The organism is Mycobacterium conspicuum (genome assembly GCF_010730195.1).
Lineage (GTDB): Bacteria > Actinomycetota > Actinomycetes > Mycobacteriales > Mycobacteriaceae > Mycobacterium > Mycobacterium conspicuum.
The window spans coordinates 240413-254222 of the sequence record NZ_AP022613.1 but is presented as its reverse complement, the minus strand read 5'-3'; the positions used below and the strand labels follow the sequence as shown (position 1 = coordinate 254222).

Here is a 13810-nt window from a genome sequence, read left to right as displayed (position 1 = left end):
TTGTGGTGATCGCGGGCGCGGCCGTCAGGTCAGGGTCCGGGCGCAGCGGGTCACCACAATAATTGTTCGTCATTGGTTGGCCGAGCCGGTGACCCACCCTATCCCAGCAGGTTGCGAGGAGTGTCGTGATTTTCGATGTGGCGGTGTTGCCGTCCGGCGATCGCCAGCCGCGAAGCCTGGCCGGCCTGCGGACGCATCGTCCCGACGATCCGGCGGCCATCGGCCCCTACCGGCGGCTGGTCGTGGTGGGTGCGGACGCCGACCTGGCCGCCGTGCTCACTCGGCTGCTGCGCGCCGAGCGACTCGACATCGAGGTGGCGTACGTCCCGCGTCGGCGCACCGCGGCGACCCGAATCTATGGGCTACCGGCGGGCAGAACGGCGGCCCGACGCGCGCTGCGCGGCTCGGCCCGGCGGGTGCCGCTGATTCGCGATGAAACCGGGTCGGTGATCGTCGGGCAGGCGTGTTGGCTGCCCGCCGATGCGGGGTTGCTGCGCGGGGAGGCGGTCGTCGACGACAGCGTCCTATTCGACGGCGACGTGTCGGGCGTGCGTATTGAGCCGACGCTGTCACTGCCCGGCCTGCGGGCCCGGGTGCTAGGCAAGCGCCGGTGGATCACCGGCCGCGCGGCCCAGCTGGGCAGCACCGGTGTCGCGGTGGTGCGCGACGGTGTCGCGGCCCCACGCACTGCGCGGCGTTCGACGTTCTATCGCAACGTCGAAGGCTGGCTGGTGGTGCGGTAGCCGATTCGCCGCCGGCGGATGGCGGCGCGGCCGTCCCGTGCGAGCTCGTCGATGTGTTCAACGCAGCCGCACAGGCCGTCCCTCGTTTGGTGGGTGGCTTCGCGTGCGCAGCCGATTTCGAAGCACACCGCGCAGTAGAAAATGTGGGAACTGCAATCGAGTGGTGTGCTGATCGGTTGGCGAGCCGGCGAATTGCAAGGCGCTATACGCGGTGACAATTGCTTCGCGCGCTGTGGAGCAGAAGTCGCAGTATCAGGCGAAGCCTCAAGACGAGTCGGGCTGGTCATACTTCACCTCGATTAAACAATCCCGCCCCAAAACCCGGATGCGGGTTAAGGCGCGCTGGCGAATAACACAAGACTATCCGCAGGAGGTCGCAAATCGGCGACATAAACGCGAAAATTTGGGCGTCAAATATTCCCGGTGACGGCTATTTGAATCGGATTTCCTTTGCCGCCATTACTTCAGGTACGTCCCGCGGCGATTTTAGCGGCTGAGAGCATCTCTTCGGTATGTCCTGCCTGTGCATCCCAATCCGCCAGAGCATGAACCGGAGAAAACGGAGCTACTGAAGGCGTTTTAAGTCCTTTGAGCATGGCAACTATCGATACTTCATTCCCTTTTCGCGCAACTGAAAGATAATCGACTCCCACCCGAATTCACCGAGATAATTCGCCCGCGCCATGGCTCCCTGTCCTCCCACTTCGTAGTCATACCCCAGCGACCCGGCCCAATTGTCTTCTGCGACACGGAAATTGACCGCGAACCCGGGCCGCGGAGGGCGAACCGACGAAGCCTGCGGAGTTGCGCGGCTGCGGGTCGGCCGGCGTCGGGTAGCTTCGATGCGTGCGCGAATCGGTGCGGCCCAGCCCGCTGTTTCTCGGCTTGGTCGCGTTGACGGTGGTCGGGGGCGCACTGGCCTGGCTGGCCGGAGACAGCGTGCGGCCGATGGCTTACGCCGGCGTGTTCACCTTCGTGGTCGCCGGCTGGCTGGTGTCGCTGTGCCTGCACGAATTCGGGCACGCGCTGACCGCGTGGCGATTCGGTGATCACGACGCCGAGGTGCGTGGCTACCTGACCCTGGATCCGCGGCGCTACAGCCATCCCGCGCTGTCGCTGCTGGTGCCGATGATCGTGATCGCGCTGGGCGGCATCGGCCTGCCCGGCGCCGCGGTGTACCTGCGCACGTGGTTCATGACTCCGCGGCGGCGCACCCTGGTCAGCCTGGCGGGGCCGGCGGCCAACCTGGTGTTGGCGGTGCTGCTGCTGGCGCTGACCCGGGTGCTCTACGACCCCGACCACCTGGTGCTGTGGTCCGGGATGGCGTTCCTGGGATTCCTCGAACTCACCGCGGTGCTGCTGAACCTGCTGCCCGTCCCCGGCCTGGACGGATACGACGCCCTGGAACCGCATTTGAGTGCCGAGACGCAGCGCGCGCTGGCACCGGCCAAGCAATACGGCTTTTTCATCCTGCTGGTCGTGCTGCTGGCGGCCAGCCCGTGGCTCTTCACCGTGGTGCTGTGGTTCTTCGATTTCTCCGGGGTGCCGCACGCGCTGGTGGGCTGGGGCAACTCGTTGACCCGGTTCTGGAGCCGCTGGATCTAGCGGTTGCGATATATGCGTGTGCGCGCATATATTACTGGCCATGGGCGCCGGTCACAGTCACAATCCCGCGGAGGCCTCGGACCCGGCCTCAGCGTCTCGGATGATTCCCCGGATGATCGTCGCCGCGGGGATCCTGGCGACGTTCTTCGTCGTCGAACTCACCACCTCGCTGGTGATCAACTCGATGGCCCTACTGGCCGATGCCGGGCACATGCTCACCGACGTGGTCGCCGTGTTCATGGGGCTGGCGGCGGTGACGCTGGCCAGGCGCGGCAGCTCGTCGCCGTCGCGCACCTATGGGTGGCACCGCGCCGAGGTGTTCACCGCGGTCGCCAACGCCGCGCTGCTGATCGGCGTCGCGGTGTTCATCCTCTACGAGGCGATCGAACGCCTCAAGGAACCCGTGACCATCCCGGGCGTGCCGATGGTGGTGGTGGCATTGGCCGGCGTGGCCGCCAACTTCGCGGTGGCGCTGCTGCTGCGTTCGCACTCGGAGGCCAGCCTGGCGGTCAAGGGCGCGTACATGGAGGTCGTCGCCGACACCGTCGGCAGCATCGGTGTGCTGATCGCCGGCGTCGTCACCATCACCACGCGCTGGCCCTACGCCGACGTGGTGGTCGCGGTGCTGGTGGCGCTGTGGGTGCTGCCGCGGGCGATCTCGCTGGCCCGGGCGGCGTTGCGGATCCTCTCCGAGTCGTCACCGGCCCACATCGACGTCGAGGAGCTGCGGTCGGCGCTGAGCGCCGTCGACGGCGTGACCGACGTGCACGACCTGCACGTGTGGACCCTGTCGCCCGGCAAGGACATGTGCACCGCGCATCTGCGCAGCGCCGCCGATTCCGCCCGCGTCCTCAGCGACGCGCGCGCGGTGCTGCAGGCGCGCGGACTGGACCACGCCACCGTCCAGGTCGAGTGCCCGGACGGCACCGGGCACTGCGAGCAGACGTTCTAAAGACCCAGCTGCTTGCGAGCTTCGGGATCGCAATCGTCGAGCAGGTCCAGGCAGCGCTGGAATTCGTCGGTCTCGCCGATGGTGTCCGCGGCGCGCGCCAGCGCCGCCACACAGCGCAGAAAGCCCCGGTTGGGTTCGTGCGCATACGGCACCGGACCGAAGCCCTTCCAGCCGTTGCGGCGCAGCTGGTCCAGGCCCCGGTGATAGCCGGTGCGCGCGTAGGCGTAGGCCGTGACGGCCTTGTCGCCCGCGCCGGAAGCCCACGCCTCCTCGGCCAGCGCCGCCCAGGCCACCGACGCCGACGGATGCGCGGCGGCGACGACGGCCGGGCTCTCGCCGGCCAACAGTTCGGCCTCGGCGTCAATGTCACCGGGCAGCAGGATCGGATCAGGTCCCAGAAGGTCACCCATCGGCGTCATGGTTGCCATTCTGCCGTGTTACCTACGGTCGCTAAGCTCCAACTATCGACTCGACAGCGGGAGGAAGCCGCACTGATGCCCAATCCACCCGAGCCTGACCGCGACGAAGAGCTCACCGAGGCCCAGCCGTTGGTGCCGAACGACTCGGAGACCGAGACGGTGGTGATCCATTCCGATCCCGAGGGTGAACCGGAGGAGCAGACCGAGGGACAACCCCGCGAGCGGCGGTTCACGGCACCCGGCTTCGACGCCAAGGAGACCGCGATCATCGCCACCCCCGCCGAGCCGGCGACGGAAGTCTTCGCCACCCCACCGGGTAAGCCGGGCCCGGCGCCGCAGGCCGCACCACCCCCGCATGCTCAGAGTTCACCGAAAACCGCTACGCCACAATCGATTCCGCCTCGGCGGGGCATGAAGCTGGCGACCTCGCGGCAATACAACTGGGGCTGGGTGCTCGCGATCGTCGTGATCGTCCTGGCGGTGGCGGCGATCGCGATCCTGGGCACGGTATTGCTGACCAAGCACAAATCCGTGTCGACCTCGCCGGAAGACCAGGTGCGCCAGACCATCCAGAGCTTCGACGTCGCGGTGCAACGAGGCGACCTGAAAACGTTGCGCAGCATCACATGTGGCACCACCCGCGACGGCTACGTGGATTACGACGAGCACGCCTGGGACGAGACCTACCGGCGGGTGTCGGCCGCCAAGCAGTTCCCGGTGATCGCCAGCATCGACCAGGTCGTGGTCAACGGCCAGCACGCCGAGGCGAACGTCACCACGTTCATGGCCTACGACCCGGCGCTGCGGTCGACACGCAGCCTGGACCTACAGTTTCGCGACGATCAGTGGAAGATCTGCCAGTCCCCCAGCGGGTAGTTATGCGCTTACTGACTTTCCGGCGCAGTGCAGGTCGTTGCACGCCTCGATGACCCGCTCGGTCATGGAAGCCTCGGCCTTCTTGAGGTAGCTGCGCGGGTCGTAGACCTTCTTGTTGCCCACCTCGCCGTCGACCTTGAGCACGCCGTCGTAGTTGGCGAACATGTGACCGGCCAGCGGCCGGGTGAACGCGTACTGCGTGTCGGTGTCGACGTTCATCTTCACCACGCCGTACCGCAGCGCCTCCTCGATCTCCGACTTCAGCGATCCCGAGCCGCCGTGGAACACGAAGTCGAAGGGCTTGGCGCCGTCGGGCAGGCCGAGCTTGGCGACCGCGACCTTCTGGCCCTGATCCAGGATGTCGGGGCGCAGCTTGACGTTGCCGGGCTTGTAGACGCCGTGCACGTTGCCGAACGTGGCGGCCAGCAGGTACTTGCCGTGCTCACCGTGGCCCAGCGCGTCGATGGTCTTCTCGAAGTCCTCCGGGGTGGTGTACAGCTTGTCGTCCATCGCGCCCTCGACGCCGTCCTCCTCGCCGCCCACGACGCCGATCTCGACCTCGAGGATGATCTTGGCCGCCGCGGCCTCCTTGAGCAGCTCCTTGGCGATGGCGAGGTTCTCGTCGATCGGCACCGCGGAGCCGTCCCACATGTGCGACTGGAACAGCGGATTCTTGCCGGCGGCGACCCGCTCGGCCGAGATGGCCAGCAGCGGGCGCACATAGGTGTCCAGCTTGTCCTTGGGGCAGTGGTCGGTGTGCAGTGCGACGTTGATCGGGTACTTGGCCGCGATCGTGCGGGTGAACTTGGCCAGCGCGACCGCGCCGGTCACCATGTCCTTGACCCCCAGGCCGGACGCGAATTCGGCGCCGCCGGTGGAGAATTGGATGATGCCGTCGCTGCCGGCGTCGGCGAAGCCCTTGATGGCGGCGTTGACGGTCTCCGAGGACGTGCAGTTGATGGCCGGGAAGGCGTACGAGTTTTCCTTGGCGCGTCCCAACATCTCCGCGTAGATCTCGGGCGTGGCGATGGGCATGAGGGACTTCCTTCCTGACGACTGGGCCCCGATGGTGGCGCTGCCCAGTATGGCAACGCCGGTATGTTGAAGCATCATGAGCACCACCGTGCTGGCCTCGGGGAGCATCCTCGACCCGATGTTTTGGATCGGACCCCAGGGTCTGTTCGCCTCGGCGGTATTGCCGACGATCCTCGTCATCGTCTTCGTGGAGACCGGGCTGCTGTTCCCGCTGCTGCCGGGTGAGTCACTGCTGTTCACCGGCGGGTTGCTGGCCGCCCACGGCACGCTGGACATCTGGGTGCTGGCCCCGGCGGTCGCCGTCGTCGCCGTGCTTGGTGACCAGACCGGGTACTTCATCGGCCGCCGGATCGGTCCCGCGCTGTTCAAAAAGGAAGACTCGCGCTTCTTCAAGCAGCACTATGTGACGGAGTCGCACGCGTTCTTCGAGAAGTACGGGCCGTGGGCGATCATCCTGGCGCGGTTCATGCCGTTCGTGCGGACGTTCACCCCGGTGGTCGCCGGGGTGTCGTACATGCGGTATCCGGTGTATCTGGGCTTCGACATCGTCGGCGGGGTCCTGTGGGGTGGCGGAGTCACGGTGGCCGGCTACTTCCTGGGCAACGTGCCGTTCGTACACCAGAACCTGGAAAAGATCATCCTGGCCATTTTGTTCGTGTCGATGATTCCCGCGTTCATCGCGGCCTGGCGCGGGTACCGCGGGCGGCGCAAGCCCGCTCAGGCGACCGATGAGTCGGACGACTCAGCGGTGACGCTGTAGGCCGCCTCCATCAGCATCCAGCCCGACAACTGCACCGACAGGTCCCGTTCGGGAATCTGCGAACTGGTCACCGCGCCCGCTACAAATTGGCCCTGGTCGCCGCCCACTGTCGGCAGCTGCGCGTCACGGTCCCAGAAGGACCCGAACATCGGCAGGCCGTCGACGGTCTGCCGGTAATCCCACGCCGATTTCGCGCTGGACAACACGATCTTGCGGGCGGTGTCGCGGGCCACGGCGTCGTCGGCCGACTCCCCCGGCAGCGTGGTGGCGACCAGCGCGAGATAACGCGCGGTGACACCCGCGAACAGGCCGCCGTCGCCGCCGCCGGCGCCCTGCAGGACACCCGACGGCGCCATGTGCTCGTTGACGGCGGCGACCAGCCGCTGCACCCGCGCCGCGTGCCGCTGCCGGGCCTCCGCTCCGGTACGGGCCGCCAACTCGGTTTCCAGCCCGAGCACCACACCCTGGCAGTAGGTGTACTGCAGGCGCACCAGCGAACCGCCCTTGATGCCGTCGAACACCAGGTGGGTCTCCGGGTCGATCAACGTCTGGTCGATCCAGTCCCCCATCTGCTCGGCCCTTTTCAGCCGGTCGCCGTAGCGGGCCAGGAAAATCCCCGCCGGCCCGTTGGCCGGGGCGTTGAAGAATTGGTCTTGCTTGCGCCACGGGATCCCGCCGCCGTCCTCGGGCACCCAGGCCTTGACGAGCTGGTCGGCGAGCTTGGGCAGCGCGCGGCGGCGCCGCACACCGACCAACCGCTCGGCGCGTTCCAGCGCCAGCGCCAGCCACGCCATGTCGTCGTAGTAGTTGTTGGTCCAGCGGAAGTTGTTGCGCAGCCGATGCGCGCGGATCTGCCGGTCGATCCTGGTGCGCCGTTGCGGCTGCGGGTCGCGCAGCTGCGCGTCGATCAGGCAGTCCAGCAAGTGCGCCTGCCACCAGTAGTGCCAGGTGGCGAACAGCCGGTCTGAGCGGTCCGACGGCCAGGACACCACGCCCAACTGCGTTCCCGGCAGTGCCCAGAGATGTTTCAGGTGCCGCCGCGTCACCGCGGTTTCGGCGGTGGCCGCCCGGTTCGCCCATACCTGATCCATGAGTCGATCCTGCCCTAATCCGTGGATGCTGGAGTGATGGAACTGACCGTGAACGGGCGGCGCTGCGAGGTTAGCGCCGAAGACGACACGCCGCTGCTGTATGTGTTGCGCAACCACCTGGGCCTGAAGGGGACGCGGTTTGGCTGCGGCCTCAGCTTGTGCGGCGCGTGCTTCGTGCTGGCCGACGGGCGGCCCATCTACTCCTGCGAGACGCCGGCGTCGTCGGTGGCGGACCAATCGATTCGCACCGTCGAGGGCCTGGGCGCCGACGGCGCGCCGCATCCGGTCGCCCGCGCTCTGATCGCCGGGCAGGCTGCGCAGTGCGGGTATTGCATGTCGGGGATTGTGGTGGCCGCCGCGGCGCTGTTGGCGGAAAACCCCGACCCGACGGAGGCGCAGGTGCGAACGGCGTTGGACGCCAACCTTTGTCGGTGCGGCTCGCATAACCGGGTCGTTGCAGCGGTGCTGGATGCGGCGGCGGAGATGAGGCACGCCGGTGACCGTTGCTGACCTGCCGCTGTCACTGGCCGCCAATCCGGTTCTGGCGAACTGGATTCGGATCAGGTCGGACGGCGTCGTGGAAGTGCGCTCCGGCAAGGTGGAGCTGGGTCAGGGCGTGTTGACGGCATTGGCCCAGATCGCCGCCGAGGAGCTCGACGTGGACGTCACGCGCGTGCGGATGATCGCCGCGGCGACCGATTTCAGTCCCGACGAGGGCTTTACCGCCGGAAGTTTGTCGATCCAGCTGTCCGGGGCGGCGCTGCGCCAGGCGTGCGCCGAGGCGCGGGCCATCTACCTCGAGGTCGCGGCGGCCAAGTTGGCCGTGGCGCCCGACGAGCTGGACGTCGATGACGGTGAGATCACCGGTCCGCACCAGCAGAGCACCAGCTATTGGGAGCTCGCCGACGACATGCTGCTGGATCGCGAAGCCACCGGCGCGGCGGCGCCGAAGCCGGAGTCGGGCTATCGGTTGGTCGGCACCGCCGTGGCCCGGCTGGATCTCCCCGACAAGCTGACCGGGCGACCGAGCTACCTGCACGACCTGAGCCTCGACGGTCAGCTGTACGGACGGGTCGTTCGCCCTCCGTCGCGCGGCGCGACGCTGCGCCACGTCGACACCGCGCCCGTGGACGCGCTGCCGGACGTGGTCGCCGTCGTGCGGGACGGTGAATTCCTCGCGGTGGTGGCCGAGCGCGAAGAAGTCGCGGTGCGCGCCGCCGAGCGGCTGCGCCGCGCCGCCAGCTGGGACGAGCGGCCGACCCTGCCGGACGAGGACGACCTGCCCGGGTATCTGGTTTCGGCGCACGCCGAGACGTCGGTGCTCGCGCTCAAAGAGGCCTCGGGCAACCGCGCGCCGACCAGGTCGCACTCGGCGCGCTATCACCGGCCGTACCTGGCGCACGCCTCGATCGCTCCGTCGGCCGCGGCGGCGCTCGCGCATCCCGGCGGCCGTCTCGAGGTGTGGTCACACAGTCAGGGGGTCCACGTGCTGCGACGCGAATTGGCTGCGGCACTTGACCTGCCGGTCGATGCGGTGGTGGTGCGCCACGTCGAGGGAGCGGGCTGCTACGGGCACAACGGCGCCGACGACGCGGCGATGGATGCCGCGCTGCTGGCGCGGGCCGTGCCCGGCCGACCCGTGCACGTGGTCTGGTCGCGCTCCGATGAATTGGCTTGGGCGCCTTTTGGTCCCGCGGCCGTGGTCGAGGTCGCCGCCGATTGCGCCGACGACGGCAGCGTGGTGTCCTGGCGCCACGAGATCTTCAGCGGCAGCTATATGGGCCGTTCCGGAACGACGGCGACCAACGCGCTGCTGGCGGCCAGTCACCGCGCCGGCGGTGAACCGATCCGCGCCGGCGGGGAGCCGCCGCTGGAGCACGGCGGCGGTGCCGGACGAAACGCGGTGCCCGGCTACGATTTTCCGGCCCATCGGGTGACCAACCACCTACTGACCGACATGCCGCTGCGCACGTCGGCGCTGCGCTCGCTGGGCGCTCATCTCAATGTCTTTGCCGCGGAATCGTTTATGGACGAGCTCGCCGCCTCGGCGGGTCGCGATCCGCTGGAGTTCCGGCTGGCGCACTTGTCGGATCCGCGCGGACGCGCGGTGCTGCACGCCGCGGCGTCACGGGCCGGGTGGGCGCACCGGTCCCCGCCGGGGTCGATCGGGCACGGGATCGGCTATGCGCGGTACAAGAACTCGTCGGCGTATTGCGCGGTGGTCGCCGAGGTGGAGGCGATCACCGAGGTCAGGGTGCGCCGGCTGGTGATCGCCGTCGATGCCGGGCTGGTCATCAACCCCGACGGGGTGGTCAACCAGATCGAGGGCGGCGCCATCCAGGCCACCAGCTGGACGCTCAAGGAGCGGGTGCGCTTCGACCGGCTGAACGTCACCAGCGACACCTGGGAGACCTACCCGATATTGCGGTTCTCCGAGGTTCCCGCCGTCGACGTGGAAATTGTTGCCGCCGAAGGCAATCCGGCGCTCGGCGTGGGTGAGTGCGCGCAGGGCCCGACGGCCGCGGCCATCGGCAACGCCGTCTACGACGCGCTGGGCATCCGGGTGCGCTCGTTGCCGCTGACCGCCGACCAGCTCGTCGCGGCGATGCCCGACTAGTGGTCCAGCGTGCCTGGTGGATGTAGCCGCCGTAAAGAGGCAGAATCGCTAGCGGAGGTGCGGTAATGCCAGGGATGCCGGTGTATAGGGGAAATGCTTTTAAAGCGTGAGGCAGCAGAGGACCAGCGCTGGCTGGGCCTGGGTCGGAAGCGCCAGCGGCTGGTGGTGACGGGCGTGCTCGCCGTCGTGGGTGTCGCCGCGCTGGCCGTGGTCCTCGGTAGGTGCGGAGGCGCAACATATGCTTCCGTCACCGTGCCCGTCGGCAAGAACCCGGTCGGGGTGGCGTTGGACCCGGGAACCCGCACGGTGTACGTCACCAACAGCGGCGACAACACGGTGTCGGTGATCGACGGCTCGAAACACACCGTCGCCGCCACCGTGCCCGTCGGCAAAAAGCCCGAGGGGGTGGCGGTGGACCCGGGCAGCCACACCGCCTACGTCACCAACCGCGACGACAACACCGTGTCGGTGATCGACGGCTCCAAACGCACCGTCACCGCCGCCGTGCCCGTCGGCAGGAAGCCGGCCGCGGTGGCGGTCGACCCGGGCACCCACACCGCCTACGTCGCCAACAGCGACGACAACACCGTGTCGGTGATCGACGGCTCGACCCGCACCGTCACCGCCACCGTGTTCGTCGGCAGGAACCCGCAGGCGGTGGCCGTCGACCCGGGCACCCACACGGTCTATGCCGCCAACGGCGGCGACAACACGGTGTCGGTGATCGACGGCTCGAAGCACACCCTCACCGCCACCGCGTGGGCCGGCGGCTATCCGGACGGGGTGGCGGTGGACCAGGGCACCCACACCGTGTACGTCGCCGACCGAGACGGCGCCACGGTGTCGGTGATCGACGGCTCGGCGCGCACCATGATCGCCACCGTGCGCGTCGGAGGCGCACCCAAGGGGGTCGCGGTGGACCCGACTACCCACACCGTCTACGTGACCGACAGCCGCGGGTGGACGGTGTCGGTGATCGACGGTCCGAAGCGGGTCGTCACCGGCACGATGGCCGAGAAAATCAGGGATATCCGCCACGTCGAGTTCGGCGGCATGGCCCCCTCGGGGGTGGCGGTCGATCCGGCCAGCCACAGCGTCTATGTCGCCAACCGCGGCGACAGCTCGGTGTGGGTGTTCGAACGGCGTTAGCCCGTCATCAAATCCGTTGCGGCAGAGGATATTCCGCTGACTCACTAGTTTCTTTGGCCGTGCGTCGGCCGACCAAAAACCAGGTGCGCAGCAGGCCCTTGCCCTTCACCGCAATCTCGCCGCGTTCCTCAAATACGAAGTCCCCCTTGAGCTTTTCGTACACGTCCTGCGGGACCTGGATTCGCCCCTCGACGCCGGTCGACTCCATCCGGGAGGCGACGTTGACGGCGTCGCCCCACACGTCGTAAAAGAAGCGGGCGGTGCCGACGACGCCGGCCACCACGGGGCCGGCGCTGAGCCCGATGCGGATCGGCACGTGCTCGCCGGTGTGATCGGTCAGCCGGTTCGACACGTCGGCCAGGTCGAGCGCAAGGCACGCCAGCGCCTCCAGGTGATCGGGCCGCGGCTGGGGCACGCCGCTGACCGCCATGTAGCAGTCGCCGGTGGTTTTGATCTTTTCCAGGCCGTGCCGCTCGACGAGCTGGTCGAAGGCCGTGTTGACGTGGTTGAGCAGAGCCACCAGTTGGTTCGGCGTGGTGTGGGCGGCGCGTTCGGTGAAGCCGGCGATGTCGGCGAACAGCACCGAGGCGTCGTCATACTTGTCGGCGACGATCGTGGTATGCGGGTTCTTGAGCCGGGCCGCGATGCTGGTCGGCAAGATGTTGGTGAGCAACGCCTCGGAGCGTGCATGCTCCAGCTCGATCGCTCGCTGGGCCCCCTCCATCTCGCGCTGCGTGTACCACACCGTCGCGATGATCATCCCGCACGCGGCGACCGCCGAGATCGCGAAGCCAAGGTCCATCGCCCAGACCGGCTGTGCCTTGGTGCGTACGGGCCGGACGTAGTTGATCGTGATGATGAGGGCGGCGCTGGTGGTCACCACGAACGAGGCCACCGCGATGTGCTCGGAGCCCAGCACCATCACGGCCACCAACCCGGACATCACGAAGAAGAAGGCGATTCCGGTGTGCGTGCCCATCTTCCAGCCGACCACGATCATGAACGTGTCCGCGGTGGCAACCAGGGTCAGCGGGGCCACCAAATCACCGAACCGGTGCAGCAGGGGAACCAGGGCGAAGATCAGGGCCGTCGCCGCGTTGATCCCCGCGACCGGCCACAGTCGCGTCGTCATCAATTCGATCGCCGCGAAGCTGGCGCAGACCGCGGCGGCCATCCCGGTGGTGATGTTGAGGACTTGCCGCCGGCGCGTCACCCTGTCGGCGTAGTGCCGATCGCGCTCCACGTTCGCCGACTTGAGGTGCAGCAGCGGGCCCCTGAGGTGCGCGGGTGCCGCTACCACCTCGCCGTTCGCGCCTTTCACGCCTTCCACGCCGGGCACGGCGGAAGCCTATCGAACGGGAGTCAGCGCCAGCAGAAATTCGCGCAGGCCGGTCAGCGAATGCGCCGGCAGGAACAGATCGCAAAACGGCAGCGCCGCCGCCATCGAACCGGCCAGCGGCTGAAATTCGCGCTGTGCCGCACGCGGATTGAGCCAGACCAGGACTTCCGCGCGGCGGCGCAGCCTGGCCATCGCGTGCCCGAGGACATCGGGCGGGTCGCTGTCCCAGCCGTCGGACGCGATGATCACCACCGCGCCGCGCAGCAGGTTACCGTCGGGCGGCGCCAGCAGGGCGGCGAGACTGCGGCCGATGAACGTGCCGCCGTAGCGGTCGGTCACCTGCGCGTTGGCGCGTTCCAGCGCCACCTCGGCGGAACGGTGCGACAGCACCGCGGTGAGCCGGGTCAGCGATGTCGAGAACGCGAACACCTCCGGGCGCATCCGCGCTTGATGTAGCACCGCCGCGCGCATCAGATGCAGATAGATCGCCGCGTAGGGCTGCATCGAGCGGCTCACGTCGCAGACCAGCACGACCCGGCGGGGACGCCGGCGGGGGCGCGTGCGCGCCAGCAGCACCTGCTCCCACCCGGTCCGCCGCGACGCGTTGATCGTGGCCCGCAGGTCGATCCGCTTGCCGTGCGGGCTGGGCTCCGACCGCAGGCTGCGGCGCCGAGGCCAGCGCGGCACCGCGCCCTCCAACCACGAACCCAGCAGCCGCAGGTCGTCGGCATCGAATTGGTCGAACGGCTCGTCGGCGAGCGCGGCGATGCGGCTGGGTAGCACATCGGGCAGGACGACGCCGGCGGCCGCCGCGTCCTGATCGGCCGCCCGGCGGGTGACCCAGGGCAGCCGTGCCCCGCTGTCCGAGCCCGGCTGGGCCGGGCTACTCGCGGGTTGCACGATGCCGGCCGCGGGCGTCTTGGGTCCCGGAATCGGCAGCAGCGACTCGGGCCTTCGGGTGTCACCGGACTGGATGCTGCCGAACACCTCGCGCAACACCGCGTCGAAGGCGGGCAGGTCTTCGCTGCGGTTGACCAGGCTCAGCCTGGCCGCCCAGTACAGCTCCGCTGTGGTGTGCGGGACCAGATGTTGCAGCGCCTGCACGAATGTTGCTTGGCCGCTGGCTGATACCGCGACCCCGCCGCTGCGCAGGCGCGCCACCAGTGCCGCCGCGAACGCCGCCAGGTCGACGCCGCGAAACAGCAGCGGGGTGTTCATGACCAG

Annotated in this window: 14 protein-coding genes; 8 read left to right on the top strand and 6 right to left on the bottom strand. The window is 68.4% G+C overall.

Annotated features, from left to right (window positions below; translation table 11 throughout):
* Nucleotides 1-125: 125 nt before the first annotated feature.
* Nucleotides 126-743: a peptidase M50 gene (locus G6N66_RS01170; protein WP_085236320.1), complete on the top strand. Its 618-nt coding sequence runs from the start codon at nt 126-128 to the stop codon at nt 741-743.
* A 464-nt stretch (nt 744-1207) separates the two neighbouring features.
* Here the strand turns inward: G6N66_RS01170 and G6N66_RS01165 are convergent, their stop codons facing one another.
* The gene (locus tag G6N66_RS01165) at nt 1208-1396 is read right to left on the bottom strand and encodes a hypothetical protein (RefSeq protein ID WP_163645757.1); all 189 of its coding nucleotides are present in this window, start codon (nt 1394-1396) and stop codon (nt 1208-1210) included.
* Between the two features lie 193 nt (nt 1397-1589).
* On the opposite strand from G6N66_RS01165, the gene G6N66_RS01160 reads away from it, so the two are divergent.
* Nucleotides 1590-2348, top strand: a complete 759-nt coding sequence (locus tag G6N66_RS01160; protein WP_085236318.1) for a site-2 protease family protein — start codon at nt 1590-1592, stop codon at nt 2346-2348.
* Between the two features lie 40 nt (nt 2349-2388).
* Nucleotides 2389-3300 carry a cation diffusion facilitator family transporter gene (locus G6N66_RS01155; RefSeq protein ID WP_085236316.1) on the top strand — a complete coding sequence of 304 codons (912 nt, stop codon included), beginning with the start codon at nt 2389-2391 and terminating at the stop codon, nt 3298-3300.
* Here G6N66_RS01155 and G6N66_RS01150 read toward each other — a convergent pair.
* Complete coding sequence (locus G6N66_RS01150) at nt 3297-3719, bottom strand: DUF3151 domain-containing protein (protein ID WP_085236549.1); 423 nt, start codon at nt 3717-3719, stop codon at nt 3297-3299. The two genes, G6N66_RS01155 and G6N66_RS01150, sit on opposite strands and share 4 nt — an antisense overlap.
* Before the next feature lie 75 nt (nt 3720-3794).
* Between G6N66_RS01150 and G6N66_RS01145 the strand changes: the two genes are divergently transcribed.
* A complete protein-coding gene (locus G6N66_RS01145; protein ID WP_085236314.1) occupies nt 3795-4595 on the top strand; it encodes an Rv0361 family membrane protein in 801 nt (266 codons plus the stop codon).
* On the opposite strand, the gene fbaA is transcribed toward G6N66_RS01145, so the two are convergent.
* Nucleotides 4596-5630: a class II fructose-bisphosphate aldolase gene (gene fbaA, locus G6N66_RS01140; protein ID WP_085236548.1), complete on the bottom strand. Its 1035-nt coding sequence runs from the start codon at nt 5628-5630 to the stop codon at nt 4596-4598.
* 76 nt (nt 5631-5706) lie between these two features.
* Here fbaA and G6N66_RS01135 point away from each other — a divergent pair, with 76 nt between their 5' ends.
* Nucleotides 5707-6390 (top strand): DedA family protein, encoded by a 684-nt coding sequence (locus G6N66_RS01135; protein WP_085236312.1) that lies wholly within the window; start codon nt 5707-5709, stop codon nt 6388-6390.
* On the opposite strand, the gene G6N66_RS01130 is transcribed toward G6N66_RS01135, so the two are convergent.
* Complete coding sequence (locus G6N66_RS01130) at nt 6348-7481, bottom strand: glycoside hydrolase family 76 protein (RefSeq protein ID WP_085236310.1); 1134 nt, start codon at nt 7479-7481, stop codon at nt 6348-6350. The two genes, G6N66_RS01135 and G6N66_RS01130, sit on opposite strands and share 43 nt — an antisense overlap.
* 36 nt (nt 7482-7517) lie before the next feature.
* Between G6N66_RS01130 and G6N66_RS01125 the strand changes: the two genes are divergently transcribed.
* From G6N66_RS01125 to G6N66_RS01115, 3 genes are all read left to right on the top strand, one after another.
* Nucleotides 7518-7991, top strand: a complete 474-nt coding sequence (locus tag G6N66_RS01125; RefSeq protein ID WP_085236308.1) for a (2Fe-2S)-binding protein — start codon at nt 7518-7520, stop codon at nt 7989-7991.
* The gene (locus G6N66_RS01120) at nt 7978-10098 is read left to right on the top strand and encodes a xanthine dehydrogenase family protein molybdopterin-binding subunit (protein WP_197747032.1); all 2121 of its coding nucleotides are present in this window, start codon (nt 7978-7980) and stop codon (nt 10096-10098) included. Before G6N66_RS01125 ends, G6N66_RS01120 begins: the two co-directional genes overlap by 14 nt.
* A gap of 93 nt (nt 10099-10191) precedes the next feature.
* A complete protein-coding gene (locus tag G6N66_RS01115; RefSeq protein WP_085236306.1) occupies nt 10192-11247 on the top strand; it encodes a beta-propeller fold lactonase family protein in 1056 nt (351 codons plus the stop codon).
* Nucleotides 11248-11254: 7 nt separating this feature from the next.
* Here the strand turns inward: G6N66_RS01115 and G6N66_RS01110 are convergent, their stop codons facing one another.
* Both G6N66_RS01110 and G6N66_RS01105 read right to left on the bottom strand, forming a co-directional pair.
* A complete protein-coding gene (locus G6N66_RS01110; RefSeq protein ID WP_179968242.1) occupies nt 11255-12586 on the bottom strand; it encodes an adenylate/guanylate cyclase domain-containing protein in 1332 nt (443 codons plus the stop codon).
* Between the two features lie 9 nt (nt 12587-12595).
* Nucleotides 12596-13804: a vWA domain-containing protein gene (locus tag G6N66_RS01105; protein ID WP_085236302.1), complete on the bottom strand. Its 1209-nt coding sequence runs from the start codon at nt 13802-13804 to the stop codon at nt 12596-12598.
* Between the last annotated feature and the right edge of the window lie 6 nt (nt 13805-13810).